The sequence below is a fragment of the Escherichia sp. 20412-1 genome, assembly GCF_003027595.1.
GTDB classification, from domain to species: domain Bacteria; phylum Pseudomonadota; class Gammaproteobacteria; order Enterobacterales; family Enterobacteriaceae; genus Escherichia; species Escherichia marmotae.
In genome coordinates, this window is the sequence record NZ_PYQM01000010.1 from 12,893 (window position 1) to 39,433 (window position 26,541).

The following is a 26,541-nucleotide window of genomic DNA, read 5'->3' on the forward strand; positions in this document are numbered from 1 at the left end:
CCGACGTTATGCTTTGACTATTCCACAGGTGGTACGATCCAGTTTCCGCTGATACTGGTTGCCTGTGCGTGTATCATTAATCGTTATGCTGTAATTAATCCCCTCAGTGATCATTAATTTCACCGTTGGGTCAGCGCACATTTGTCGTTGATAGCTGGTTAAAAACGCGTCCGGCGTTTGCGTGGTTTGAGCCCCCGCTTCGCTGATAATGGTCATTTTTACCGTCGTGCCGCTACTTTGCGCCAGCACTAAGGTATATCCCGCAGATTTAATCGGCAGGTTTTGGCTGATATTTTGCGCCTGTTTTTTCGCCAGCAAACTGGCGTTTTCATTATGGCTTGCGCAGCCACTTAATAATCCTGTAACGCTTAACAATAGCGATATTAATACCCTCCCTGGCATTTGTTTTATCGACATAGTAAATAATCTCTAAGGTTATTAATGAGAGTAAAAATGTCACTTCGATAATGACGTGGTTATCATTAAAACAATGCCTGTAGATAAAGTGTTGCTATACCGCCCAGACTTAAACACGGTCCAAAAGGCAGCGTCGTTGATCCTTTTTTTGTAATAACGGCATATATCAGCCCGCAGCATGATGCAATTAAAGCAACATGGGGTAGCGACAATGCCCCCACCCAGCCACCTAAAGCGGCGAAGAGTAATACATCGCCCATGCCTAATGCTTCTTTACGCAGAACTATTCCGGCTATCCAGCGCAGGGAGTAAAAAGTGACAAACCCCACCAGTACGCCGGTGACTGCGTCTTGTAGCGTGAGCGGACTCTGCTGCGCCCATGCCGCAATCAGCCCCGTCCACAATACTCCCTGAGTAAAGACATCGGGCAGCCATTGATTATCGAGGTCGATGATACTCGCGGCAATCAGCCAGGCGGATAATATCATCACCGCCAGCCCCCATCCACTTTCCGGCCAGACCAGACTTGCCAACAAAAAAGCGAGTGCCGTCAATAACTCCACCAGCGGATAACGCTTGCTGATTTTCGTCTGACAATCACGGCAGCGCCCTTTGAGCATCAGCCAGGAGAGCAGCGGAATGTTGTCACGAACGCGGATGGTCTGCTGACAATGCGGACAATGCGAGCGTGGCAGCGCCAGGCTTATTTTTAGCTGCGTGCTCGGCGTTTCACCGTGAAACTCCGCCATTTGTTGGCGAAGCATGATGGGGTAACGCCAGATCACCACATTCAAAAAACTGCCGATGATTAATCCTCCGACGGTTGCCAGGACAGGCATCGCAGCAGGATATTGCTGAAAAACATCAAAAAGCATGGTTAAAGGTTATTTGTTGTAACTTGCCGGATGCGGCGTGAACGCCTTATCCGGCCTACAGGTGTCTGCCAACGCAAATAATCGCGGCTTCTTCCCTCCAGGCCCGATAAGCTGGCGCATCGGGCATATATGTTGACCCGGTGCGCCTTATTTCATGCCGGATGCGGCGTGAACGCCTTATCCGGCCTACAGGCTTATTCGGCTGGCATCGAATACTCGGTAACCTTATTAATGGTTTCCGGCCCTTTTTCCGGTTTCGACAGGTGCATCGCCGCGAGCGTGTTGTAAGCCGACTGGCTCACTCCGCCTTCGAAGCTCATCTCACTTGCCCCCGGAAGCTGGTAAGCATTTGCGCCCGGATTCCATTTCTTAAAGAATTCCGAAAGATCCGCCTGAGCGACCCAGGATGCACACAGCATCAGCGTGTCAGCAGCGTTACCGTTTGACTCAGCACAGTAATTTCTTTCGCCAAACTTGGTTTTGCCTGCCTCATCGCCGCGCGCTTTACGGTGCATCAACTGGAACAGGTTCCAGCCCTTCATCCCTTTACGATCGCTGTAGAACTTAGGCAGGTCACCATCTGGATACCACTGTTTGATATCAAAGTTTTCCTCTGCCCACTCCTTCAACTGTGCGTACATCAGCAGACGGTCACCCGCACCGCCGCGCGCCCAGGCCTGACCGTTGCTCTCGTCCAGATATTCCGGCGCGACGGTAATATCTTCAGCGACACGGTTCATCTTGCCGAGATAGCGATCCTGCATGTACAGCGCCAGCACGTTGTTCGCCACTTCAGTTGCGCCCGGTACAGTCAGCGGTGTTTCTGCGGCGTTATGCCCTACTTCATGCCAGATCAGCCAGTCGTTCAGCGGCGTCGTCGGCAGCGTGGTGCTGTTCGTCGAGAAGCTGCTGTTCATTACCGGATAACCAGAGTGCGCATCACCGATGGAGATCTGCACATCGTTGGTGAAACGGTGTTTGTGACCCGGCAAGTTTTCAAAGGTAAACATCCGGTGCTTACCGTTTTCGCCATCACGTCCGTAGAAGTCATTCATTGAGCTGGCAAAGGTATCCAGTTCCTTAGCGAATTGTTTCAGGTCACCCTTGTAATTGCTGGCGTTCAGGTTGTTCTTCGGTGCGGTGTAGACGAAAGAATCTGACTCCAACTCGCCCAACGGCGCAGGAGATTTCAGATCGTTTTTCCATGCGCCGTCTTTATAGAACGGTGCTTTTACCACACCAGTAAAGGTGAAGCTGGCAGATTTATTATTCTCCTTGCTGTCGCCCTTGATATAAATCAGACCACCATAAGGAGCCGTAAACTTCACCGTACCATTAGCCTCCAGAGTATACGTTTTAGTCACTCTCGGCGGACGGTTCAGCGCAACTTCATGCTTTTCACGTCCGGTCAGGTCGTCAGCCAGCGCCACGGTGACAGTCACAGGAACGTCCGCTGTAGACTCAATGGTGACCTCTTTCTGAGCCGGAGCCCACAGGCCGGTTGATTGCATGTTACCTGCAAACCATTTAGTCGGATTCGAGTACAGGCTGATGGTTTCCGTAACATTCTCACCCTCTGCCGATACTGCTCCCGGATACTTCTCAACATCAACTTTAATGTTCAGATCCCACCAGGAACGGCCCAGCATCAGGCGCGTCAGCGGTTTTTCCATATAGTTGAGCGGATAGCTCGGGTTCATCATGCCTGCTTTGCTGCTACCGTCACCGTAGATCATGTTGTTATCAACCAGCGATTTCTTCAGTTCCGCGGAGCACTCGGTGCCGCCCTCGTAAGCATCGTTGGCGTAGCAGTTCAGGAACTCGGTGAACGTTTTAAAGCCCAGCTCATCATTTTTGCCTTCTTCATAACGATAAGCCGTGTCGTTCCACAGCCAGACCGACATGTTCTGGTACAGACGTTCGAGATCGACGCTGTTCAGACGTTCGCCTTTACTGCCTTTAGTACGGAAATAAAGCTCATGTTGATACAGGCGCTGAATGTTGGTGCCTAAATCCGCAGCCTGCACCATCGCTTTCGCAGTATCGGCGTCAAGATTCAGTTGCGTATACTGCGGAACATACATTGTCCCCGTCACAGGAACACCCGTACCAGGACGATATTCCAGGCAGTTGACCTCATAGTGATATGTCGAGTCCTTACACTCCTGTAATCCAGGAAACTTTTCAAAGATTTTTGCCTTTGCCGCCTCCAGAGACTCTTTTGTTTTAAACTCCGCCTCATCGATAAAGGCATAGCGCTTGACCTGTTCGCCATCGACATCTTCCAGCCAACTGGCCACTTCCAGTTTCGGCTTGTCATCAGGTTTGTTGTCTTGCTGGTATTTCCAGATAACTTCTTTCGTTGTTTCATCAATGGTATACGGCGGTTTTCCATCGACAAACGGATAACGTTCATAGACCCAGATACCTTTTTCGCGCTGTTGGCGTACGCGATCCGGATAACCCTGCGGATCGTTGTTCACCACCGATTTGTTCAGAGCCATTGACAGACCCGCGGCATCCAGCAGACGCACAAAGCCAGACGCGCTCTCTTCCTTAAGATTGCTCATCACGTTTTCCATGATCAGCACTGAGCCGCCTTTGTTCAGATAGGCGATCAGATCGGTCACATCCTGCTGAGTCAGCTTCGGTTTGCTGGTATCTGCACGCAGAGGCACTGCATAGGGATCGCCAGACCACTGAGTCACATATTCAAAACCGTTGAGGATCAGCAACGGAACTTCTTCCGGATTCAGATCGCCATAGCTGGTCAAATGTTTAACAGAAATACCTGCAAAATCCGGATGGAAGCCAAATGGAGCACTGTTCCCAGTGACCTGGCCATGACGTTTGAAATAAACGTTTTCCAGGTTCGTACCCACGGTCATTGTGCTCTTGGTATTCGGCTGCCAGATGTCGTTTGACAGGTAGCGCAGTACGTTCTGCATGAAGTGCTTCATATCATCTGAATCACCGCTGAGCGTACACTCACCTTTATCATTGACACCACCGGCCCAACTGTAACCATTAGGGCAACGCAAAATGCTGTTGTAGTGCGGGTTACCGATAACCATCAGCTTGCCATCACCGACTTGCCCCAGCGAAATAAACGGCAGGTTGAAGGTCGCGGTATCGCGCGTCACGTTTTCCGGCACAACAAGAGAAGGCGCTTCAGTAATGTACGCCAGCTCGTTTTTATCCCAGGCGCGTTTTTCACCAAAGGCCAGCCAGTAGTTTTTATCATTACGCGCCATCAGAATCGGGAAGGCCGCGTTGGAGATATTCACCACCGCCTGACCGCGCGCATTACCGGTGCTGCCATAGAAGTTGGTGGAGTCATGGAATACATGGAACTTGCTGACAGATTGGTAGTTCGTATCCACACCCCACAGTTTGTTGATAACGCCCTGAATCTGACCGTCATTAACATTGCGTGTCGTCAGCGAGAACCAGCGTGCAGAGTTGCAATTGTTGGTTTTGTCACAAATCGCAGTATCGATCTCTTTGGCCTGCCCCATTTCAAACTGCTCGATAAATTCGTTTGGCAGCACAACGGTTTGATCGCCTTCATCCAGCGTCGCGCCATTGGATAACGAGAGATTGATAATCTCGTTAATCACGTTGGGATATTCAGCAAAGACCTTGCGTACATCGTCCGGAACAACACGGGTATTATTTTGCCCGGTCGTCGAATAGCGATGAATCAGTTGATCGACATTCGCGCCGCGAACTTCATCACCCAGTTCAGTCAGCGCAACGGTCGACTTGTTGCCGCGTACTGAGCCAAGTTCAAAGGTATCGATACCAAAGGAGATGGTTTCGCCCCAGCTAAAGGAAAATTCACCATTTTCCCCTGTCACACCACGGCCTGAATTGGTGTAGTAGTCAACACCAGCAACACCATATCCCTGGCTATCCACCAGGCGGCCTTCGGAGAGAATAATTTCAGTAGGTTGATACTGATAAAACTGTTCCGCATTAGCTGACACAAATTTGGCGTTCAGATCCGGCGTTGTTCCCTCTGTCGTGACGGGCACGACCGGTGAGGTATGGGTGGATGGCGCTTTATCGGTCGCGACATTGTTTTCCACTTCCTCATTTACCAGCTTTTTGAATTCTTCCGGTGCCAGATCGATTTGCTTATACAGTTTTTCAAAGCGTGCGCGATCGACCACTGACGAGAAGGTCAGACAAAGTTGTTCTGCATCCGCCGGGCAACTGTCGCTGGAAGTTAACAGAGAGATAGCGTTGGTTTTCTCATTTTCAGAATCCGCCAGCTCCTGCGCGTCCTCGAGGCTAAACGACACTTTGTCAACCGCACGCAGGCTACGCGCAGCTTCTGACTGGGTGTTGAAAGTTGCAATGGTCGTACTACCAACCACACAACTCACGGTGTTGCCAGGTGTAAAAGTAAAGCCATCGCTGGATTCACCATTACAGGTAGCACCAGTTACCCGCTGGCTTCCGCCCAGGGTCAGATAACCCGTTTTCGTGGGAACAGGTTCTGGCTCTGGTTCTGGTGTCGGCTCAGGATCAGGTGTTGGATCCGGCGTAGGTTCTGGGTCCGGCGTCGGCTCAGGCGTCGGCTCCGGGTTTGGTGTTGGATCAGGTTTCACTTCCGGCAAAGACCCTGTTCCAGAATCTACAGGCGGAGTATCGGAGGACGAGCCTGAACCACCGCCATCACAACCGGCTAACAGGGTTGCGCTTAAAATAGCCGCTAAAAGCGATTTCTTATATTTAAATTTCTTATTCATTAATAACGCAAGTGACAAAACAAAGTTAAAAAATTCGTAACTGTGGAAATAGTTTTATGTTTTACCTTCTCTAAAAATAACCTCCATTCTTAAGAAATCTGCATTATTGATAACGAAATAGATAAAATTTATAGGAATATCCCCTATACGATGTCAGAGGGGTGATTTATAAAAATTTTTAACAAACAAAAAAGTAACAATTATTCACAATATTACTATCTCAAGTCATTGATAGTTTTAACGATTGCGATTGCAAAAGCAACAGATAGCACGCTACTTGCTCATCAAGCGAACACAATTAATACAGCTTGTTTTGCGTGGTAAAAAAACACAGATTTTCACGCCACTAATTATTTACCTGGTTATCTAATCATCAAACATTATTGATCTGATGATAATAAATAGAGAAATAATCTTGCTATTGTTTAGCCGGAATAACGAAACAGATATGAAAAAAGCCGGATGATATTTACAGCCATCCGGCTCTATTGAATTACGAAACCAACATTCCGGTAAACACATATGCCTGCAGCAGCGTGATAATGCCAATAACGCTGGCAAAGATCAGACTGTGCTTCACGGTGTAACGGAACAATTCAGATTCTCTGCCCACCATGCCCGTCGCGGCGCAGGCCACGGCGATAGATTGCGGGGAGATCATCTTGCCGGTCACGCCGCCGCTGGTATTTGCTGCCACCAGCAGAGTGTCCGAGACGTTGATTTGCTGCGCGGTGGTTGATTGCAGTGAACCAAACAGGGCGTTCGAGGATGTGTCAGAGCCGGTAAGGAATACCCCCAGCCAACCAAGGAACGGCGAGAAGAACGGGAACATCACGCCAGTACCCGCCAGTACCAGCGCCAGCGTAGTGGACATGCCGGAATAGTTGGTCACGAAGGCAAATGCCAGCACCATGCCAATCGACAATATCGGCCACTTCAGGCTAATTAGCGTTTCTGCGAAAACGCCAATACCTTTCTTGATCCCGACACCAAGAATGAAGATAGAGATAATTGCCGCAATAAAAATCGCAGTTCCGCCAGCGGAGAGTGGATCAAATTTAAATACCGCATCCATTGGCGTCGGTTGGGCGACAATGGGTGCCGCTTTCAGTACCTGTTGATGCAAATGGGGGATCTGGAAGTTAATCACCAGCGAATAAAACGCGCCGCCCGGAGCGAATAACGCTTTAAACGGCTTCATGGTCCAGATGGTGACCAGCACCGTTAAGATTAAAAACGGTGACCACGCACGAATGATTTGCCCAAGGCTGTATTCTGACGGTACTGGGCCGCCAGAAGACGGTTTATTCACCACCATCGCACCTGCGGATTGCCCCATGCTGATTGCCGTTTCGGTATTTTTCGGCCGCCAGACTTTGAGGAATAAAGAGAGTGAGACGATACTCACCAGCGCCGAAGTAATATCCGGCAGTTCCGGGCCAATGTAGTTAGAGGTAAAGAACTGGGTAACTGCGAAGCTACCACCCGCCACCAGCGCCGCTGGCCATGTCTCTTTCACCCCTTTCCAGCCGTCCATCATCGCCACCAGCCAGAACGGCACCAGTACCGACAGGAACGGCAACTGACGTCCCGCCATTGCGCCAATGTCGAACGGATCGATGCCAGTCACCTGACCGGCAACCAGAATAGGCACGCCCAACGCACCAAACGCCACCGGCGCGGTGTTGGCAATCAGACACAGCCCCGCCGCGTATAACGGTTTAAAGCCCAGTCCCACCAGCAGCGCGCCAGTAATCGCCACCGGCGCGCCAAAGCCCGCAGCTCCTTCTAACAGTGCGCCAAAAGAGAAGCCAATCAGCAACACCTGCAAACGTTGATCGTCGGTGATGGAGATAACCGAGCTGCGGATAATATCAAACTGGCCGCTGGCAACGGTTAATTTATAGAGGAATACAGCCGCGACAATAATCCAGGCGATTGGCCATAAACCATAAATAAAACCATATCCCGCAGCAGCAAATGCCATATCAATCGGCATTTTAAAGGCGAATATCGCAATCAATATCGATAATATAAGGGTTATTGCTCCGGCGACATGCCCTTTCAGACGTAATATCGCAAGCGCAACGAAGAAGAATATTATCGGGATCAGGGCAACCAGAGCGGATAGCCCCAGCCCTCCCATCGGCATATACATTTGGGTCCAGGTAACCATATTGTTCAGTCTCTTATTATCTTTATATGCTTGATATGCTTAAGGTTGTAATAAGCAAAAGAGGACTGAACTGTAAAATATAGGCGTTATACTTTACAGCAACAGCACGCCGCTAACGCAATTGCGACCTCAGGCATAACAAGTATATCGGGTAAGGGGTTCTGTTCCGCACCCGCAGGCGCAGAGTATCGTTAAGATGTCCATATTGTTGTTTTAACCCGCTAATGATGCGCTACGGGTATTTAATTTTATTAAACCCTGATAATCGCTCCGGTTATTTCCGGGATAAATGTACTACCGCAGTAACTATAATAGCCCCAGCGGTAAAACTTGCCGGGGCTTTTGCTATTGCTATTAATGACTTTCTTTTTCGCGTAAACGCCAGGCATGTAATAACGGTTCGGTATAACCGTTTGGCTGTTTCACACCGAGGAAGATTAAATCGCTGGCGGCTTTAAACGCACACGAGTTAGCAAAATTCCCCACCATCGGACGATACGCCGGATCGCCAGCGTTTTGCTGATCAACCACTTTCGCCATATTCTCCAGCGACGCCTGCACCTGTTCTTTGGTCAGAATACCGTGACGTAACCAGTTGGCGATATGTTGGCTGGAGATGCGCAGCGTTGCACGGTCTTCCATCAGCGCCACGTTGTGGATATCCGGCACTTTTGAACAACCAATCCCCTGCTCTACCCAACGCACCACATAACCCAGAATCCCCTGCACGTTGTTATCCAGCTCTTGTTGGATCTCTTGTGCCGACCAGTTTGCGTTTTCAGCAACCGGAATGGTCAGCAGATCGTCCAGCAGAGGCTCAAATTCTGCATTGAACTCTGTGTTGGCAATGTTGGCTTGCACGCTCTGTACGTTGGTTTGGTGATAGTGCAACGCATGCAACGTGGCTGCGGTCGGTGACGGAACCCAGGCCGTGTTCGCCCCGGCACGTAACTGATCGCCCTTTTGGCTGTACATGTCTGCCATCAGATCTGGCATTGCCCACATCCCTTTACCGATTTGCGCTTTACCGCGCAGCCCACAAAACAGGCCGGAAAGCACGTTATTGCGCTCGTAGGCTTTGATCCACGGTGTCGATTTCATCTGGTTTTTACGCAACATCGGGCCCGCTTCCATCACCGAATGCATCTCATCACCAGTACGGTCGAGGAAGCCGGTGTTGATGAACGCCACGCGGTTGCGTGCCTGCGCGATACAACTACGCAAGTTCAGCGAGGTCCGGCGTTCTTCATCCATAATGCCCATTTTCAGGGTATTTGGTTCCATACCAAGCATGGTCTCAACGCGGGTAAACAGTTTGTTGGCAAACGCCACTTCCTGCGGACCGTGCATTTTCGGTTTCACAATATAGACGCTGCCAGTACGCGAGTTTTTCTGCACTTTTAAGTCGTAGAGGGCAATCGCACCTGTCATGACGCCATCAAGAATACCTTCCGGAATTTCATTGCCTTCGCTGTCCCAAATTACGGGGATAGTCATCAAATGCCCCACGTTGCGGATAAACAGCAGCGAGCGCCCGTGCAAAGAAATTTCAGAACCATCGGCGGCAGTGTACTGACGATCGTCATTCAGTTTACGCACGATTTGCCGACCGTTTTTCTCCATTTTCTCTTGCAGAGTGCCCTGCATCAGCCCCAACAGATTGCGGTACAGCAGGATTTTATCTTCAGCATCAACCGCAGCGACCGAGTCTTCACAATCGAGAATGGTACTGATGGCGGCTTCGACGATAACGTCGTTGATATGCGCCGGATCGTCTTTGCCAATCCGTCCGTTGGCATCGATTTGCAGTTCGATATGCAGACCGTTATTTTTCAGCAAAATGCAGGTCGGTGCAGCAGCATCGCCACGGTAGCCGACAAACTGCGCCGGGGTACGTAACGTGGTTTCTGAGCCATTTTTCAACAGAATACGTAATTGTTTGTCGACCACCTTAAACGCCACCACATCCTGATAACTGCCGTTTTCCAGCGGTAGTGATTCATCGAGGAAGCAGCGAACCCAGGCGATAACCTGCGCACCACGCTGCGGATCGTAGCCGCTGACCATCGCCCCTTCCTGCGGGATGATGTCGCTGCCGTATAGCGCATCGTACAGTGAACCCCAGCGAGCGTTCGCCGCATTCAACGCGTAGCGGGCGTTCATTGCCGGAACCACCAGTTGCGGCCCCGCCTGGCTGGTGATTTCGCTGTCGATGCCGGTGGTTTCCACCGTCACATGGCCCGGTTGCGGCACCAGGTAGCCCAGTTCACGCAGGAAAGATTTATAGGCTGCTTTATCTTTTACCGGCCCCGGATTGCTGCGATGCCATTCGTCGAGCGCCGCCTGAATGCGATCGCGCTCTGCCAGTAACTGACGATTCTCTGGCGACAGATCGTGAACAATATCATCAAAATTGTGCCAGAACGCCGCAGAGTCCAGCCCTGTTCCGGGTAAAACTTCTTCATCAACAAAACGTTTAAAGTTGGCGTCAATGCGTAAACGGCCCTGGGTTATGGTTTCACTCATTGTTAATCTCCTCGTTTTCGCTTATTTCGCCAATACCGCTGCTGCCGCTTTCGCGACCTGCGCATCCTGTGCCCCGGTTAAACCAGACACACCCACAGCGCCAATAATCTGCCCATCAACAACAACCGGTACGCCGCCTTCCAGTGACGTCAGTAACGGTGCCGTCACAAACGCCGTACGTCCGTTGTTCACCATCTCTTCATAGCCCTTAGTTTCGCGGCGCCCCAGCGCGGCGGTACGCGCTTTCTCCTGGGAGATGTAGGCCGCAATCGGCGCGCAATCATCCATACGACTTAACGCCAGCAGATGACCGCCGTCATCGGCAACAGCAATGGAAACGGACCAGTTATTTTTCTGCGCCTCTTCCGGACCTGCGGCAATAATTGCACTCGCCATTTGCTGGCTAAGAATGACTTTAGTTTTCATTTTGTTATTCCTTTTCAAGGGCTTGTTCTACAATTTCAATCCAGTGACGCACAGAGGTACGACCGGCGCTCGCCAGATGCGTCTGGCAACCAATGTTGGCGGTAACGATCATTTCCGGTTTGCCGCTTTCCAGCGCATTCATTTTGTTATCCCGCAACTGGCGCGCCAGATCGGGATGCGTTAACGCATAAGTTCCCGCCGAACCGCAGCACAGATGGCTGTCGGGAACGTCGGTTAAGGTAAATCCCAGCCGCAGTAACACTTTTTCTACTTCGCCATTCAGTTTTTGCGCATGTTGCAGGGTACACGGACAGTGGAAGGCCAGTTTTTTATCGCCGCGAATCGCCAGCTTTTCCAGCGGCTCCTCACGCAAAAGCTCGACTAAATCAACCGCCAGTTCGCTGACCTGACGCGCTTTATCGGCATACAACGCATCGTTTTTCAGCATCTGCCCATACTCTTTAACGAATGCCCCACAGCCGCTGGCGGTTTGCAAAATTGCCTCGGCACCTGCTTCAATCGCCGGCCACCAGGCATCAATATTATTTCGCGCGCGCGCTAACCCTTTCTCTTGCGCATTAAGATGATAGTCCACCGCGCCACAACAGCCTGCTTCGTTAGCTGGCATGACGCTGATCCCCAGACGATCCAGCACCCGCGCAGTTGCCGCGTTGGTGTTGGGCGAAAGCGTAGGCTGGACGCAACCTTCCAGCATTAAAACCCGACGCTTATGACGCAACGGCGGACGCGGTTTGGCTTTCACGATCCCGGCGGGGAGTTTTGCTCTAATCTGCTCTGGCAAAAACGGTCGTAGCACCAGGCCTACTTGCGTCAGCGCACGGAAGACCGCCGGACGCGGCACTACCTGACGCAGCCCTTCGCGTAGCATTCGATCCGGCAGTGGACGTTTCACTTTTTGCTCGACGATATCACGCCCGATATCCAACAGAGTGTGATAGCGCACACCAGAAGGACAGGTGGTTTCACAGTTGCGGCACGTGAGACAGCGATCGAGATGCTCCTGCGTTTTAAGTGTAACTTCGTTACCTTCCAGCACCTGTTTAATCAGATAGATGCGCCCACGCGGCCCGTCCAGTTCATCACCCTGGAGCTGATAGGTCGGGCAGGTTGCGGTACAAAATCCGCAGTGCACACAGGCGCGCAGAATGCTGTCAGCTTCCAGCGCCCGCGTATTCTGGCGCATCTCTTCGGTTAACCGGGTTTGCATAGTCTGCTCCTTAAAGTTCCGCGTACATGCGACCGGGGTTAAACACACCGCAAGGGTCGAGCTGCTGTTTAAGCTGCTGGTGATAGCGGAATAAAGGGGCAGGCAACGGAGCAAAACTGCCATCACCTGGACTAAAGCGAGTTGCGTGACCGCCAGCGTTGCGGGCGATACGGTGGATTTGATTGTCATCGGCTGTCGATTTCAGCCAGCGTAACGCGCCCCCCCAGTCGATCAGTTGCTCGCCGGGTAAATCCATCATCGGTGCATCGGTGGGTAATGAAATGCGCCACAAAGTCCCTGGTAACGAGAAGAATGGTAGTTGTTGTTCACGCAATTGCTGCCAGAACTGACCCGCAACCTCTTCGCCCCCCAGCAGTTCACGCGCCGCTTTTACCGAGCCTTCACCGCCTTCAAGGCGGAGCCACAAGCCGTTGTCGAAGTAACATAAACCGCTAATGGGTAATGGCTGGAGTTGCCACTGGGCGATTTCGTTCATGGCTTCTTGCAGGCTGATTTCCCGACGCAGGCTGATAGTGGCGCGCGGTCGAGGCAACACTTTCATTGAGATTTCAGTAAGTACGCCAAGACAGCCATAGCTTCCGGCCATTAGCCGTGAGAGATCGTATCCGGCAACGTTTTTCATCACTTCGCCACCAAAACGCAGATGTTTTCCACTGCCGGTAATAATGCGCGTACCGAGGACAAAATCGCGTACCGAACCGCTCCACGGTCGACGCGGCCCCGCCAGACCGCAAGCGACCATGCCGCCCCAGGTGGCTTCTTCACCATAATACGGTGGCTCGCAGGGCAGCATTTGCCCCGCACTTTCCAGCGCCGCTTCAATCGCCATCAGCGGCGTTCCGGCACGAGCGGTGATCACCAACTCGGTCGGGTCGTAATTCACAATGCCGCGATGACAACGCACATCCAGCGTTTGCCCGGTGACAGGGCGACCTAAAAAGGCTTTGCTATTGCTTCCCTGAATCACCAGCGGCGTTTTATTACTAATCGCCTGATTCACCTGTTCCAGCAGCGCCTGGCTGTAATCACACTCACGTAGCATCAGAAACGCTCCAGTTCAGGGAAAGGTAAATGACCGTGGTGCACGTGCATGGCACCAAATTCAGCGCAGCGGTGTAGCGTGGGAATGTTTTTTCCAGGGTTCAGCAAACCATCGGGGTCAAATGCCGCCTTGACCGCATGGAAGGTCGTGATTTCATCGCTGTTGAACTGGGCGCACATTTGATTGATTTTTTCGCGCCCAATGCCATGCTCCCCACTGATGCTGCCGCCCACTTCCACGCAGAGTTCGAGGATCTTCCCACCCAGCGCTTCCGCGCGGGCAAATTCGCCGGGTTCATTGGCATCGAAAAGGATTAACGGGTGCATGTTACCGTCTCCGGCATGAAAGACGTTGGCGACGCGTAAATCATATTGCTGCGATAAACGAGCAATGCCTTCCAGTACGCCAGGCAGCGCGCGGCGTGGGATGGTGCCGTCCATGCAGTAGTAATCGGGAGAGATGCGCCCCACCGCCGGAAAGGCGTTTTTACGACCGGCCCAGAAACGCACACGCTCCGCTTCGTCCTGCGCCAGACGGACGTCAGTCGCGCCCGCTTTCCGTAAGATGTCGTTAACCCGTTCACAATCTTCCTGTACGTCAGACTCCACGCCGTCCAGCTCGCACAATAAAATCGCTTCGGCATCAACGGGATAACCGGCATGAATAAAATCTTCTGCCGCGCGAATCGACAGGTTATCCATCATCTCCAGCCCACCAGGGATAATGCCATTGGCGATGATGTCACCGACGGCGAGTCCGGCTTTTTCTACCGAGTCAAAGCTGGCTAACAGAACCCGTGCCACGGGGGGCTTCGGCAGCAGTTTTACCGTCACTTCGGTGGTCACGCCGAGCATACCTTCTGATCCAGTAAACAGCGCCAGCAGGTCAAAACCCGGCGAATCCAGCGCGTCCGATCCCAGTGTCAGCGTCTCTCCGTCCAGCGTTTGCACTTCAATTTTCAGCAGGTTATGTACGGTAAGCCCATATTTCAGACAGTGAACGCCACCGGCATTTTCCGCCACATTGCCGCCAATGGAACAGGCGATTTGTGAAGAAGGGTCCGGCGCGTAATAGAGATTATGCGGCGCTACGGCCTGGGAGATAGTCAGATTACGCACGCCCGGTTGCACGCGCGCACGGCGACCGACGGGGTTTATATCGAGGATCTCTTTAAAGCGCGCCATCACTAACAACACGCCTTTTTCCAGCGGCAACGCGCCGCCAGAAAGCCCGGTGCCCGCGCCACGAGTCACCACCGGCACACGCAGACGGTGGCAGACAGCCAGAATCGCCGCCACCTGTTCTATCTGCTTAGGCAGAACAACCAGTAATGGACGCGTGCGATACGCGCTCAACCCGTCACACTCGTAAGGAGTGATCTCCTCATCGGTATGCAGGATCTCGAGTCCGGGGACATGCTCACGCAGTGCCATCAGTACCGATGTTTGGTCGACATCGGGTAAAGCGCCATCAAGACGCTCTTCGTACAAGATGCTCATGAGTAGGGTTCGCTTTGTTGTGTTGTGTGGTAGCTGATTTTTGCGTGCTGCTTCTGTGAACAGTTATTAAGCGAGCTTTTTGTTTTCGTCTATCTCTTTAGTTACCGGTCAGACCATTTTTTTTCCAGCTCTGTGACCACGCATAGGTTAATTCAATGTTAAATTGATGTAACATAATCACTTGCATGATGTGCGTGTTTCGCGAATTAAGAACAGAAAAATTGGTCCTACCTGTGCACGAGGTCCGGGAATGAAAGATGAACGTCGCCCTATTTGCGAAGTGGTTGCAGAGAGTATCGAACGGTTAATTATCGACGGTGTGTTGAAGGTCGGGCAGCCGCTTCCCTCGGAACGTCGACTGTGCGAAAAGCTCGGCTTCTCGCGTTCCGCACTGCGTGAAGGGCTGACGGTGCTGCGCGGGCGCGGGATTATTGAAACGGCGCAGGGGCGCGATTCTCGGGTCGCGCGACTTAATCGGGTACAGGACACCAGTCCGCTGATCCATCTGTTCAGCACGCAGCCGCGAACACTGTATGATCTGCTCGACGTCCGGGCATTACTGGAAGGCGAATCAGCAAGGTTGGCGGCAACGCTGGGAACCCAGGCTGATTTTGTATTGATAACTCGCTGTTATGAAAAAATGCTCGCCGCCAGTGAGAACAACAAAGAGATTTCACTGATCGAACATGCGCAGTTGGATCACGCTTTCCATCTCGCTATTTGTCAGGCTTCCCACAATCAGGTGCTGGTTTTCACTCTGCAATCATTGACCGATCTGATGTTTAATTCGGTGTTTGCCAGCGTGAATAATCTCTACCATCGCCCCCAGCAAAAAAAGCAGATCGATCGCCAACATGCGCGGATCTATAACGCGGTTTTGCAACGACTGCCGCATGTGGCCCAGCGCGCCGCCCGCGATCATGTGATGACCGTGAAAAAGAATCTCCACAATATCGAACTGGAAGGTCACCACTTGATTCGCTCGGCGGTGCCGCTGGAGATGAGCCAGAGTTAGCGGGCGTTAAATCTGCTTTTCATACACGCGGTAACGCTTATATGGCTGTGCACCAATACGTTCCAGCATGTTATTCATGCCCGTATTGGTTTCGAGGATCCATGACATCTCCAGCGCGTCGATCTTCCTGCGGGTAAAGGGATCGCGTAATGCTTCAATCAGCAACAGCGCGATTACCGGTCCGATACGACTAAACTGATATTCGTCGCGCACACCCATTAGCGGCACTCGCGCAGTGCGCATACCACTGACTTTTAAGCGCCACAGCAATTTTGCCCAGCCGAGGGGAAAGAGCGATCCATTCAGATCAGCAATCGCCTCGTTGATGTTCGGTAAGCCGACAACAAACGCGCAGGGTGCAGAGTCTATCTCAGCAATGTAGATCATATCGTCCGGCACCAGGTATTTAAGCTGATCGCCCATGATGGCAAATTCGCGTTCGGTAAACGGCACAAAGCCCCAGTTGTGCTGCCAGCCAGAGTTGAAAATCTCACGCAGGATCTGCATCTCTTCAGCAAACCGCTGGCGATTGATGCAGCGAATGGTCACCTTTTTGCGTACCTGATCCATCAGTTTTTTTAGCGCCGGAGAGAAAGTGAGATCGGTTCGCTGCATCCACCACGCCAGTAAATCAATGCCTTTCTGATAGCCCAATTGCTCGAGATGCGCGGCATACCACGGTTTGCCGTGCGGCATCATCGCGCAGGGCGGCGTATCAAACCCTTCAATCAGTAACCCACTCTCCTGATTGATATTCAGGCTGAAGGGGCCAGTGATGTTGCGTGCCCCTTGTGACTTCAGCCACCCTTCCGCTGCGTCAAATAAGGCCGCAAATACCTGTGGATCATCAATGGCGTCAATCATGCCAAAATGCCCCGTATCTTCGCCGTATCGCTCGCGGTGCAAGGTATCGATTTGCGCCGTAATGCGCCCGACTATCTGCCCCTCTTTTTTTGCCACCCACGCCTGCCAGATAATATGGTCCGTTCCCGGATTCTTTTGTGACAGATGCTCACTGCGTTCAATGCATAAAGGGGGGATCCAGTTTGAATCATTGGAATAAAGTGACGACGGAAAAGCGATAAATGCCTTTAAGTCATTTTTATTTATTACTTTTTCAATTTTAATCATCAGCAGATCGCATTCCATATTTACGTGGATAACAAATAATTAACGGTGAAAAACAGGCTGCAACTGCAACGAACGGCACCTTCATAATCCACCCAATGAATACAAACGAAGATAAAATAATATTTATTAATAATTACGGTAAAACCAGAGCCTGCGTAAGACGGTTAATAATGCCTTTTATAGACTTAATGCGACCAGACAAGGCATTACTTAATACATTCATAAATTAAATATCATTCACAATAAGAAACAAAAAAACAGAACTTATTATTTTAATCAATGTTCAATATCGCACCAATGAAAATACTATCTCATTTATCTTTTATGCATATATAATCCACCGCATTATTGTCATTTTATTTTTGATATCCAATTTTCTTGTGGTGTATATGTCCAATAAAATCTTTACGCATTCCCTGCCTATGCGCTATGCCGATTTTCCAACGCTGGTTGATGCTTTGGACTATGCCGCTCTGGGTAACGCCGGAATGAATTTTTATGACAGGCGTAGCCAGCTTGAAGATGAACTGGAATATCACACTTTAAAAGCACGTGCGGAAACAGGAGCCAGGCGACTGTTATCGCTAAACCTGAAAAAAGGCGATCGCGTGGCGCTGATTGCGGAAACCAGTAGCGGGTTTGTCGAAGCGTTTTTTGCCTGCCAGTATGCCGGATTAGTCGCTGTCCCACTGGCGATTCCGATGGGCGTCGGTCAGCGGGATTCATGGAGCACAAAACTGCAAGGGTTGCTGGCAAGCTGCCAGCCTGCGGCGATTATCACTGGTGATGAGTGGTTGCCGCTGGTCAATGCCGCGACGCAGGGCAAACCCGAGTTACATGTTTTGAGCCACGCCTGGTTTAAAACCTTGCCAGAAGCCGATGTTACGCTCCCGTTGCCAGTGCCAGACGATATCGCCTATCTGCAGTACACCTCCGGCAGCACCCGTTTTCCCCGTGGCGTCATCATCACTCATCGCGAAGTGATGGCCAATCTACGTGCCATCAGCCACGATGGCATTAAATTACGCCCAGGCGATCGCTGTGTCTCCTGGCTACCTTTCTACCATGATATGGGGCTGGTCGGTTTTCTTCTGACACCTGTCGCCACGCAGCTTTCAGTGGATTATTTGCGCACCCAGGATTTTGCCATGCGCCCACTGCAATGGCTTAAATTGATCAGCAAAAATCGCGGCACCGTCTCCGTTGCGCCACCATTTGGCTATGAATTGTGCCAGCGCCGCGTGAATGAAAGAGATCTCGCTGAACTGGATCTCTCCTGCTGGCGCGTCGCCGGTATTGGCGCAGAGCCTATCTCCGCCGAACAACTCCATCAATTTGCTGAATGTTTCCGTCCAGTTAACTTTGACGATAAAACGTTTATGCCGTGCTACGGACTGGCAGAGAACGCGCTGGCTGTCAGCTTTTCCGATGAAGCCTCTGGGGTTGTGGTTAACGACGTGGATCGCGACATCCTCGAATATCAGGGGAAAGCCGTTACGCCGGGTGTTGAGACACGTGCCGTATCAACTTTCGTCAACTGCGGTAAAGCGTTGCCGGAACATAGCATTGAAATCCGTAATGACGCGGGGATACCGGTAGCGGAACGTGTGGTGGGCCATATTTGCATCTCTGGCCCCAGCCTGATGAGTGGCTACTTTGGCGACATGGCTTCACAAAACGAGATTGCCGCGACGGGTTGGTTAGATACTGGCGATCTCGGTTACCTGCTGGACGGTTATCTGTATGTCACCGGGCGCATTAAAGATCTGATTATTATTCGTGGCCGCAATATCTGGCCGCAGGATATTGAATATATTGCGGAACAGGAACCGGAAATTCACTCTGGCGATGCCATTGCTTTTGTTACCGCCCAGGAAAATATTATTTTGCAGATCCAGTGCCGGATCAGCGACGAAAAGCGCCGCACGCAGCTTATCCACACGCTGGCGGCGCGGATACAAAGCGAATTTGGCGTAACTGCGGCTATCGACCTGTTACCGCCCCACAGTATTCCCCGCACCTCTTCCGGCAAGCCCGCCCGCGCAGAAGCGAAAAAACGTTATCAGAAGGCCGTTGCCGCTAATCCTCATGTTCAGGGATCTCTCGTATGAATCAAACTGTCGCGGTGACGGGCGCTACCGGGTTTATCGGGAAATATATTATCGATAACCTGCTCGCCCGCGGCTTTCACGTTCGCGCTTTGACGCGTACTACCCGCGCTCACGTTAGCGATAATCTCATCTGGGTGCGCGGTTCGCTGGAAGATACGCATTCGCTTAGCGAACTGGTTGCCAGCGCCAGCGCGGTGGTCCATTGCGCCGGGCAAGTGCGCGGACACAAAGAAGATATCTTTACCCGTTGTAACGTCGACGGCAGCCTGCGCCTGATGCAGGCGGCAAAAGAGAGCGGCTGCTGCCAACGTTTCCTGTTTATCTCTTCACTGGCGGCGCGTCATCCCGAACTCTCCTGGTATGCAAAATCTAAATTCGTAGCCGAACAACGACTGGCAGCAATGGCTGGCGAAATCACGCTGGGCGTTTTTCGTCCAACTGCAGTGTATGGCCCCGGCGATAAAGAGCTAAAACCGCTGTTTGACTGGATGCTGCGCGGACTTCTGCCACGTACTGGCGCACCAGATACGCAGCTCTCTTTTCTGCACGTCACCGATTTCGCCCAGGCTGTGGGTCAGTGGTTAAGCGCCGATTCCGTACAGACGCAAACGTATGAATTATGCGATGGCATCGCCGGAGGTTATGACTGGCGACGTGTCCAACAGCTTGCCGCTGTAGCCCGTTGTGGTTCTGTGCGGATGGTCGGTATTCCTCTGCCGTTACTCACCTGCCTTGCGGATATCAGTACCGCGTTGAGTCGCCTCGCAGGTAAAGAACCCATGCTGACCCGCTCGAAAATCCGTGAATTAACCCATGCCGACTGGTCGGCAAGTAATAAATGTATTTCTGAAGATATTAATTGGTTTCCCGGGGTTAGCCTGGAACACGCATTACGCAACGGGCTATTTTGATTGTCTTGTTTAAAGGTGTGTTAACGTTTCTATGGTAAATCGTGAAATAGTAATGGATTACATCCTTTCCTGTTTACAGGAGTTGGTCGAAAACGGTGTGGAAATTAAGCCCGACAGCGATCTCGTCAACGATCTCGGCCTGGAGTCGATCAAAGTGATGGATCTCTTAATGATGCTGGAAGACAGATTCGATATTTCCATTCCTATTAATATTCTGCTGGATGTCAAAACCCCTGCGCAATTAATGGAAACTCTACTTCCATGGCTGGAGAATAAATAATGGGGCTTTATGATAAATATGCGCGCCTTGCTGGTGAGCGGCTGCAATTTAGTGATAACGGTTTAACGCCGTTTGGCACCTGTATTGATGAAGTGTATTCCGCCACCGAAGGCCGTATCGGCAATAAAAAAGTGATTCTGGCCGGGACCAATAATTATCTCGGATTAACCTTCAATCATGATGCCATTGCGGAAGGTCAGGCGGCGTTAGCGACCCAAGGCACCGGCACCACCGGTTCTCGTATGGCTAATGGCAGTTATGCGCCGCATCTGGCATTAGAGAAAGAAATTGCAGAGTTCTTCAATCGCCCTACCGCTATCGTTTTTTCAACCGGTTATACCGCGAATTTAGGTGTCATCAGCGCACTTGCCGACCATAACGCCGTGGTGTTACTCGATGCCGACAGCCACGCCAGTATTTATGACGCCTGTTCTCTCGGCGGTGCGGAAATTATTCGTTTCCGCCATAACGACGCCAACGATCTGGAGCGTCGCATGGTTCGCCTCGGTGAACGGGCAAAAGAGGCGATTATCATCGTTGAGGGCATCTACAGTATGCTCGGTGATGTGGCACCGCTGGCAGAAATCGTTGATATCAAACGTCGCCTCGGTGGTTATTTGATTGTCGATGAAGCGCATTCGTTTGGCGTATTAGGCGCAACGGGCCGCGGACTGGTTGAAGCCGTTGGCGTTGAAGACGATGTGGATATTATCGTCGGCACCTTCAGTAAAAGCCTGGCCTCCATTGGCGGTTTTGCCGTGGGTTCGGAAGCGATGGAAGTGCTGCGCTACGGCAGCCGCCCGTATATTTTTACCGCCTCTCCTTCCCCTTCCTGCATTGCGACCGTGCGCTCGTCGTTAAAAACCATTGCCACACAACCAGAGCTGCGGCAAAAGCTGATGGATAACGCCAACCATCTGTATGACGGGCTACAAAAGTTGGGTTATGAGTTAAGCTCGCATATCAGCCCGGTAGTGCCGGTGATAATCGGTTCGAAAGAGGAAGGGTTACGTATCTGGCGCGAGCTTATCTCGCTGGGCGTTTATGTGAATCTTATCCTGCCGCCTGCCGCACCTGCGGGTATTACGCTGCTGCGCTGTAGCGTTAACGCCGCTCACAGCCGCGAGCAAATCGATACCATCATTCAGGCATTTGCTACCCTGAAGTCGTAATATTGGCCCGCCGTGGTGTTACGCCACGGCTGGATTAATGTTGCCTGTCATACCAATACACCAGAATCAACGCCACCAACACAAACGCTACCGGTAAACCGAGCGCGGTAACGGGCGCGCTCAACGCAAATAGCAATCCCAGATTGACCATGATTTGATAGCTGATCCAGGTAAGCAAGCCAACGATGACGCCTACAGCAAGACGGCTGCCCATCCCCGGCGAGCGCGGAGTGCTAAAGGTAAAGGGTACAGCCAGTAAAATCATCGCCAGAGTTAAGATGGGTTGCCCCAGCTTTTCCCACAGTGCAAGGCGGTATTCGCTGCCCGGTTGTCCGGTTTCCTGCAAATAATGGATGTAATGGTTGAGCTGACGGACAGAAAAAGTATTCCCCGGCATCGATAACTCTTCGAGATTCATACTGGTGAATGCCGATTGCCAGGCAAGATTGGCTAATGCTTCCTGCGTTTCTTTACCGTTAAGCCATTTTTTGTGATTCACGCCGTGCAGGATCCACGTTTTGTCGTTTTCAATGGTGGCACTGCGTGCATAAATGTAGGATTCGAGCGAGAGATCGTCGCGGTAATGAAATATCTCCACGCCCACAGGCTGACCCAGTTCGTTCAGCGATTTCACCGTCACAAATTCATTGCCGCGCCTGGCCCACAGCATATTGCCGGTAATATCATCCTCATCTCCCAACGCTACCGCGGTAGATTTGATTTGCAGTGCCTGTTGCTGCAATGGCGACGCAACCCACTCATCAATCGCGCCTAACGAAACAGTCCACAGTATTCCGGCGACCAGCGCCACCAGTGCAATACGGAAAATAGAAAAACCCGTGCTACGAATGGCGGTAAGTTCGCTGTTTTTCGATAGTTGCCCCAGGCCAACAATCCCACCCAATAACGCGATAAATGGTGCAAGCTCGACCAGTGTGCGCGGTAAGGTCATCAGTACCACCAGCACCGCCTGAGTCCAGCGATAACCACCAGGGCTGACATCATCCAGTTCGTTAATCAGGTTGAAGGTGGTAAAAAGCGGCAACAGTAGCCCGGCCGCGGCAGCAAAACCGAGGAAGATATGGCGGATTAAATAGCGACTGAAAACATTCATCGGGAAAATTTCTGCAGCAAAGAGAAGTCGCGAGCAACCAGCATCAACAGACCTATTAGCATGAGTCCGGGCACTAACCACAAACCAGGAATGAGGGGAATCGCGCCGTTAGCCACCAGGGTGCGGCAGACGTCGCCGCCATAAAAAATGGCAATAAACAGTAATGTCAGTGGCAGTAACGTAGAAAATCGCCCCTGCCGCGGTTTTACCCGGCTTAAAGAAATAGCCAGCAGTGCCATCAACAACGCCGTCAGGCCACGGCTTTGTCGCCATTGCAGCTCAGCATGATCGGCAGGAAAGACAGAGTGTGCCAGTTCCGTGACCGATTTCGCTTTGCGTTTGACGTTAGGGCTTTGATCCAGCGGATTCAGATGTAATTGCAGATTACGGTAAAGCTGTTCGTTGTCGTCACGGCCCTGATGATCGAGAAGATAGGCAGTTCCGTTATGCAACATAACGGTAGGTTTCTCGGGTGATGGGTCGACCACATCGACCGAACGGGCGCGGAAAATACGTGTTCGATTGGCGGTAGAAGTATAAATCAGCGCATCGGTCAGGCGGTTATTATCTTGATCAACCGTCTGAGAGAGGATCATTCGTCCGTTATCGTTAGTGTTAAATTTCTTTGCCCGCAACTGGCGAACATCCAGCTCCGACTGCGACTGTTGCTCCAGTTGATAAATCTGCGCATAAGCCCACGGCCTGCCATACATCGACAACAGAGTGACAAAAATACTTAGCGGTATCGCCAGGTAAAGAACGGCTTTGTACAAACGCGCCGGACTGCCTCCCGCCGCAGAGATAGCGGTAATTTCTGAATCGGTATACATCTGCCCAAGCGTCACGCCAACCGACACATACAGGCCAACCGGTAATAACATCTCCAGTGCAATCAGCACCTTGTAGAAAACGATATCCAGTACAACATCAAGCGCTAAGGTTCCATTTGCCGCTTCGGTCAGATAACGCTGTGCGGAGTAGCTGGCAAAAATAAAGATCAGAAAACCGATGATAATCAGCACCAGACGGCGCGTACCACGCATGATGTAGTGCTCAACCAACTTCATCTCACTAACGCCCTCAATCCTTTGAATTTTTTATTCATTGATCAGCTTATGTGCCAACGCAATAACATGATCTACTTCTTCCGGCACCAGGCTACCGTCCTTTGCCCACTGGATTTGCCCGTATTTATTCAGCACCAGAATGGTTGAACTCTGCTCCGGCAGTTGCCAGGCAAGACGTCCCAGACCATTGGCGTCAATAACAAATTGCGCCCACGGATAGCGGCGTTTATTTTTTTCAATTTTACCTGCCACGAAATAACCGGTGCCAAAGATGGCATCATCGGTGTTCACTATGGTGGTGGGCTGAAAACGATCCTGAGGGAAATTTGCTATTTCTACTGCTTTGATTAGCAATGAGTTCTTTTTCTTTGCCGACTTTCGCCCGGCAATATACTGGATAATACGAACTTTTCCCGCCAGTTGCGTGCTATTCCACTTTTGGTAGTGAATCTCTTCGTTATTAAGCAGCAACTCACCGCCTTCCTGGATATAAACAGGGGGAACCGGTTTTCCTGTGACGAAATTGTGTGCCTGCGCACCAGGTAATAAGAGCATGATAATCAGTGCGACAATCAAACGAGATAACATCATTACCCCGGTTATAGCGGAAAACGCGAAATCAGCAGTTCTAAACGCTGGCGAATATCGCTATCGAGTGCCACTGGTGCATCATACGACTGGCGATTTTCCATATCGTCCGCCACCATGTCGTCGTGCTTATCTCCCATCAGGCCATTAATGGCTGCGAGAAAGCGGGAAATCTGCAACGCCTCTTTATTTTCAGGATCAAGCGATCTTAACGTGTCGTAATAAGAAACCTGCTGGCTGATGATTTTTCGCACATCATGAAATTCCCTGCCTGTAAGCTGTGGTTTGGCAACAATCTCCTTCAGAATGTGCATTTGCTTCTGGCGATAAGCGATAAAGCCGTTCACGCTTTCTAACTGGCTATAGCGTAATAAATAACTCACCAGCCACCATACAAGAGGGCTTAAATAAATACGTAACAAGTTTCCGTAATACGACACGATATTTTTCTTACCGTTACGAAAACCGTCCTGAAAACGCCCAAGAAAAACTGTCGTTTTGCCGAATAAGAATCCCGCCCGGTGTTTTTTTAAATACAACCGTTGGGCAAAACGTAAATGCTTGTAGCGCGCCCGCATGTATTTAAACTGTTTGCGCTCGTCAGACGTAAGCTCCTCACCTTTGGACTGTTTGCGGATTAAATGCAGTAACTCCTGACGATTAACACCATTCAGCCAGAATTGCAGACATAACGCAAAGCAATTGTCGATGGTAAACTGACCCACTCATCAATAACATCATCTTCCTCAACCGCAATAAATAAACGCTCGCTCGCCTCAAGCGGAAAATATTTTCTCATCATCAGGATTTCTCTCCGGCTGCGTTATAACGCAATGAATGGCGCTGAAAAAACGCCTTTAAGGTCGGAATTAATGAGAGCGCCACATCCAGACATTGACCGCCGAAATAGGCAAACGCCGCCCCCAGCACGCCAAACAGATGGCAGAACATGAACAGCAACACGATGTAGCCGATTGAAGCGATGGTTTGCGCCACGAGAAAAGCGCGTTGTTTCCCCGCCATCAGCAGCAATGATTCCTGCGGGAAACCCAGCATCGAAATAACAATCGCGCCCAACATGACCTGAATCAGGTCATATGCTTCGAGATATTTAACGCCAAATACCAGCGAAATAAGTGGTTTACCAACGATCAACACCGCAAGCGCAACCAGAATGCCGATCCCGCCCGCCAGCAAGCCGGACTTCACGCCTAACAACCACGGTCTGGTGGTTCGAGGATCTAAACGCATCACTTCAGGGTAAAAGCTCTTACCCAGCAAACTGGCGGGCGTTCCGGCAGCGTCAAAGAATGTCATAGCGATTTTAAATAATCCGGCGGCCGCTGGCCCTAACACGATCCCCACCAGCACCGTGCTGCACGAGTTACGCGCCGACCAGATGGAGTGAGCAATGTTGGTTGACCAGACAAAACTCCACGCGCCTTTAATGTGTCTGGCAGACTCAAACAGATTTAATTTGAAGGCGTTATGGATATTTCTACGACGCAGTTCACGCGCAGCAAACCACCAGTACATCGTGCCACCAACCAGATTCGAGGCGTACCAGGCGATCACGAAGCCCGCAAAACCAAAGTCAAAATACCAGGCAATGACGCTTCCCGCCGCACGCAGAAAAGGTTTCGTCGCCTGCTGCACCGCGATTAAGTCGAAGCGATCCACTGCGCGCAAAATGCCGGTCGGCGTGGAGGAAGCCATTGAGGGGATAAGCGTGCAATAGAGCGCCGCCAGCCAAAAACTTTGCTCATCCAGACCTAACGAGTGAGAAAGAAATGGCAGCAAGGCAATGCCGCCGACAATCGCCACCGCACCACTGACGATATCCAGCGAAAAGGAAAAAGAGACAACATTGCGAAATTGTTGGGGATTATTATTGGTTAAGGCTGGCGTGCCATACTGCACTACCAACTGCCATGTCTGAAACTTAATAAAATCACTGATCGACTTGGCATACGATTGCACAATCACCAGTACGCCAAACATGGCTGGCGTCATCCCTTTCCCTGCGCATGAAAGCGCCAGTAAACCCAGCAAAGCGCTCACGACATTGCTGGAGCCTAACCAGGCGCTATTGCGAATAATGGTGCGAAATGCGCCATCTGCAAACCAATGTTTGATGTTAAAACCCGCCAATTCAGCCAGACCTTATCGTTGAAAATGAAAAACA

19 protein-coding genes and 1 pseudogene are annotated in these 26,541 nt (G+C 51.1%); 5 read left to right on the plus strand and 15 right to left on the minus strand.

Annotation, left to right across the window (positions count from 1 at the left end):
• Nucleotides 1-6 precede the first annotated feature (6 nt).
• The 9 genes from gspS2 to glcD all read right to left on the minus strand — a co-directional run bounded on the left by gspS2 (nt 7) and on the right by glcD (nt 14,967).
• Nucleotides 7-417 carry a type II secretion system pilot lipoprotein GspS-beta gene (gspS2, locus tag C7B16_RS09355; RefSeq protein ID WP_001309757.1) on the minus strand — a complete coding sequence of 137 codons (411 nt, stop codon included), beginning with the start codon at nt 415-417 and terminating at the stop codon, nt 7-9.
• 65 nt (nt 418-482) lie between these two features.
• A complete protein-coding gene (gene pppA, locus C7B16_RS09360; RefSeq protein ID WP_107179598.1) occupies nt 483-1,292 on the minus strand; it encodes a prepilin peptidase PppA in 810 nt (269 codons plus the stop codon).
• Nucleotides 1,293-1,486: 194 nt separating this feature from the next.
• Complete coding sequence (gene sslE / locus C7B16_RS09370) at nt 1,487-6,049, minus strand: lipoprotein metalloprotease SslE (protein WP_107179599.1); 4,563 nt, start codon at nt 6,047-6,049, stop codon at nt 1,487-1,489.
• A 493-nt stretch (nt 6,050-6,542) separates the two neighbouring features.
• Nucleotides 6,543-8,225, minus strand: a complete 1,683-nt coding sequence (gene glcA / locus C7B16_RS09380; protein WP_000259271.1) for a glycolate permease GlcA — start codon at nt 8,223-8,225, stop codon at nt 6,543-6,545.
• Between the two features lie 354 nt (nt 8,226-8,579).
• A complete protein-coding gene (glcB, locus tag C7B16_RS09385) occupies nt 8,580-10,751 on the minus strand; it encodes a malate synthase G (protein ID WP_105267929.1) in 2,172 nt (723 codons plus the stop codon).
• A 21-nt stretch (nt 10,752-10,772) separates the two neighbouring features.
• On the minus strand, nt 10,773-11,177 hold the full coding sequence (locus C7B16_RS09390; RefSeq protein ID WP_107179600.1) for a heme-binding protein: 405 nt from the start codon (nt 11,175-11,177) through the stop codon (nt 10,773-10,775).
• A gap of 4 nt (nt 11,178-11,181) precedes the next feature.
• On the minus strand, nt 11,182-12,405 hold the full coding sequence (glcF, locus tag C7B16_RS09395) for a glycolate oxidase subunit GlcF (RefSeq protein WP_105263498.1): 1,224 nt from the start codon (nt 12,403-12,405) through the stop codon (nt 11,182-11,184).
• Nucleotides 12,406-12,415: 10 nt separating this feature from the next.
• Entirely contained in the window at nt 12,416-13,468 is a 1,053-nt protein-coding gene (glcE, locus tag C7B16_RS09400; RefSeq protein WP_000943105.1) for a glycolate oxidase subunit GlcE, read from the minus strand.
• The gene (glcD, locus tag C7B16_RS09405; protein WP_085449276.1) at nt 13,468-14,967 is read right to left on the minus strand and encodes a glycolate oxidase subunit GlcD; all 1,500 of its coding nucleotides are present in this window, start codon (nt 14,965-14,967) and stop codon (nt 13,468-13,470) included. Before glcD ends, glcE begins: the two co-directional genes overlap by 1 nt.
• Nucleotides 14,968-15,217: 250 nt before the next feature.
• On the opposite strand from glcD, the gene glcC reads away from it, so the two are divergent.
• Nucleotides 15,218-15,982 carry a transcriptional regulator GlcC gene (gene glcC, locus C7B16_RS09410; RefSeq protein ID WP_001517090.1) on the plus strand — a complete coding sequence of 255 codons (765 nt, stop codon included), beginning with the start codon at nt 15,218-15,220 and terminating at the stop codon, nt 15,980-15,982.
• A gap of 6 nt (nt 15,983-15,988) precedes the next feature.
• On the opposite strand, the gene yghO is transcribed toward glcC, so the two are convergent.
• Nucleotides 15,989-17,131: a protein YghO gene (yghO, locus tag C7B16_RS09415; protein WP_001517091.1), complete on the minus strand. Its 1,143-nt coding sequence runs from the start codon at nt 17,129-17,131 to the stop codon at nt 15,989-15,991.
• 371 nt (nt 17,132-17,502) lie between these two features.
• Here yghO and C7B16_RS09420 point away from each other — a divergent pair, with 371 nt between their 5' ends.
• The 4 genes from C7B16_RS09420 to spt are packed head-to-tail and all read left to right on the plus strand — an operon-like array spanning nt 17,503 to nt 21,587.
• Complete coding sequence (locus C7B16_RS09420; protein WP_207105710.1) at nt 17,503-19,224, plus strand: fatty acyl-AMP ligase; 1,722 nt, start codon at nt 17,503-17,505, stop codon at nt 19,222-19,224.
• Nucleotides 19,221-20,135 carry an NAD-dependent epimerase/dehydratase family protein gene (locus C7B16_RS09425; RefSeq protein WP_001077188.1) on the plus strand — a complete coding sequence of 305 codons (915 nt, stop codon included), beginning with the start codon at nt 19,221-19,223 and terminating at the stop codon, nt 20,133-20,135. The genes C7B16_RS09420 and C7B16_RS09425 overlap by 4 nt, the downstream gene beginning before the upstream one ends.
• 31 nt (nt 20,136-20,166) lie before the next feature.
• On the plus strand, nt 20,167-20,415 hold the full coding sequence (locus tag C7B16_RS09430; RefSeq protein WP_000248105.1) for an acyl carrier protein: 249 nt from the start codon (nt 20,167-20,169) through the stop codon (nt 20,413-20,415).
• Nucleotides 20,415-21,587, plus strand: a complete 1,173-nt coding sequence (gene spt, locus C7B16_RS09435; protein ID WP_000524948.1) for a serine palmitoyltransferase — start codon at nt 20,415-20,417, stop codon at nt 21,585-21,587. The genes C7B16_RS09430 and spt overlap by 1 nt, the downstream gene beginning before the upstream one ends.
• A gap of 34 nt (nt 21,588-21,621) precedes the next feature.
• Here spt and lptG read toward each other — a convergent pair whose 3' ends face one another.
• The 5 genes and pseudogenes from lptG to C7B16_RS09460 form a co-directional block, all read right to left on the minus strand.
• Entirely contained in the window at nt 21,622-22,701 is a 1,080-nt protein-coding gene (gene lptG, locus C7B16_RS09440) for an LPS export ABC transporter permease LptG (RefSeq protein ID WP_001517093.1), read from the minus strand.
• A complete protein-coding gene (gene lptF, locus C7B16_RS09445) occupies nt 22,698-23,768 on the minus strand; it encodes an LPS export ABC transporter permease LptF (protein WP_000779618.1) in 1,071 nt (356 codons plus the stop codon). The genes lptG and lptF overlap by 4 nt, the downstream gene beginning before the upstream one ends.
• A 30-nt stretch (nt 23,769-23,798) precedes the next feature.
• Complete coding sequence (locus tag C7B16_RS09450; protein ID WP_000952663.1) at nt 23,799-24,356, minus strand: YtfJ family protein; 558 nt, start codon at nt 24,354-24,356, stop codon at nt 23,799-23,801.
• Nucleotides 24,357-24,367: 11 nt separating this feature from the next.
• Nucleotides 24,368-25,158, minus strand: a pseudogene (locus tag C7B16_RS09455) (hypothetical protein).
• A complete protein-coding gene (locus C7B16_RS09460) occupies nt 25,158-26,507 on the minus strand; it encodes a lipopolysaccharide biosynthesis protein (RefSeq protein WP_000896902.1) in 1,350 nt (449 codons plus the stop codon). The pseudogene C7B16_RS09455 and the gene C7B16_RS09460 overlap by 1 nt, the downstream one beginning before the upstream one ends.
• Nucleotides 26,508-26,541: the final 34 nt, after the last annotated feature.

Bases quoted from the DNA above. Each gene is read 5' to 3' on its own strand.
- gspS2 (WP_001309757.1), bottom strand. From the start codon at position 417: ATGTCGATAAAACAAATGCCAGGGAGGGTATTAATATCGCTATTGTTA.
- pppA (WP_107179598.1), bottom strand. From the start codon at position 1,292: ATGCTTTTTGATGTTTTTCAGCAATATCCTGCTGCGATGCCTGTCCTG.
- sslE (WP_107179599.1), bottom strand. From the start codon at position 6,049: ATGAATAAGAAATTTAAATATAAGAAATCGCTTTTAGCGGCTATTTTA.
- glcA (WP_000259271.1), bottom strand. From the start codon at position 8,225: ATGGTTACCTGGACCCAAATGTATATGCCGATGGGAGGGCTGGGGCTA.
- glcB (WP_105267929.1), bottom strand. From the start codon at position 10,751: ATGAGTGAAACCATAACCCAGGGCCGTTTACGCATTGACGCCAACTTT.
- C7B16_RS09390 (WP_107179600.1), bottom strand. From the start codon at position 11,177: ATGAAAACTAAAGTCATTCTTAGCCAGCAAATGGCGAGTGCAATTATT.
- glcF (WP_105263498.1), bottom strand. From the start codon at position 12,405: ATGCAAACCCGGTTAACCGAAGAGATGCGCCAGAATACGCGGGCGCTG.
- glcE (WP_000943105.1), bottom strand. From the start codon at position 13,468: ATGCTACGTGAGTGTGATTACAGCCAGGCGCTGCTGGAACAGGTGAAT.
- glcD (WP_085449276.1), bottom strand. From the start codon at position 14,967: ATGAGCATCTTGTACGAAGAGCGTCTTGATGGCGCTTTACCCGATGTC.
- glcC (WP_001517090.1), top strand. From the start codon at position 15,218: ATGAAAGATGAACGTCGCCCTATTTGCGAAGTGGTTGCAGAGAGTATC.
- yghO (WP_001517091.1), bottom strand. From the start codon at position 17,131: ATGGAATGCGATCTGCTGATGATTAAAATTGAAAAAGTAATAAATAAA.
- C7B16_RS09420 (WP_207105710.1), top strand. From the start codon at position 17,503: ATGTCCAATAAAATCTTTACGCATTCCCTGCCTATGCGCTATGCCGAT.
- C7B16_RS09425 (WP_001077188.1), top strand. From the start codon at position 19,221: ATGAATCAAACTGTCGCGGTGACGGGCGCTACCGGGTTTATCGGGAAA.
- C7B16_RS09430 (WP_000248105.1), top strand. From the start codon at position 20,167: ATGGTAAATCGTGAAATAGTAATGGATTACATCCTTTCCTGTTTACAG.
- spt (WP_000524948.1), top strand. From the start codon at position 20,415: ATGGGGCTTTATGATAAATATGCGCGCCTTGCTGGTGAGCGGCTGCAA.
- lptG (WP_001517093.1), bottom strand. From the start codon at position 22,701: ATGAATGTTTTCAGTCGCTATTTAATCCGCCATATCTTCCTCGGTTTT.
- lptF (WP_000779618.1), bottom strand. From the start codon at position 23,768: ATGAAGTTGGTTGAGCACTACATCATGCGTGGTACGCGCCGTCTGGTG.
- C7B16_RS09450 (WP_000952663.1), bottom strand. From the start codon at position 24,356: ATGTTATCTCGTTTGATTGTCGCACTGATTATCATGCTCTTATTACCT.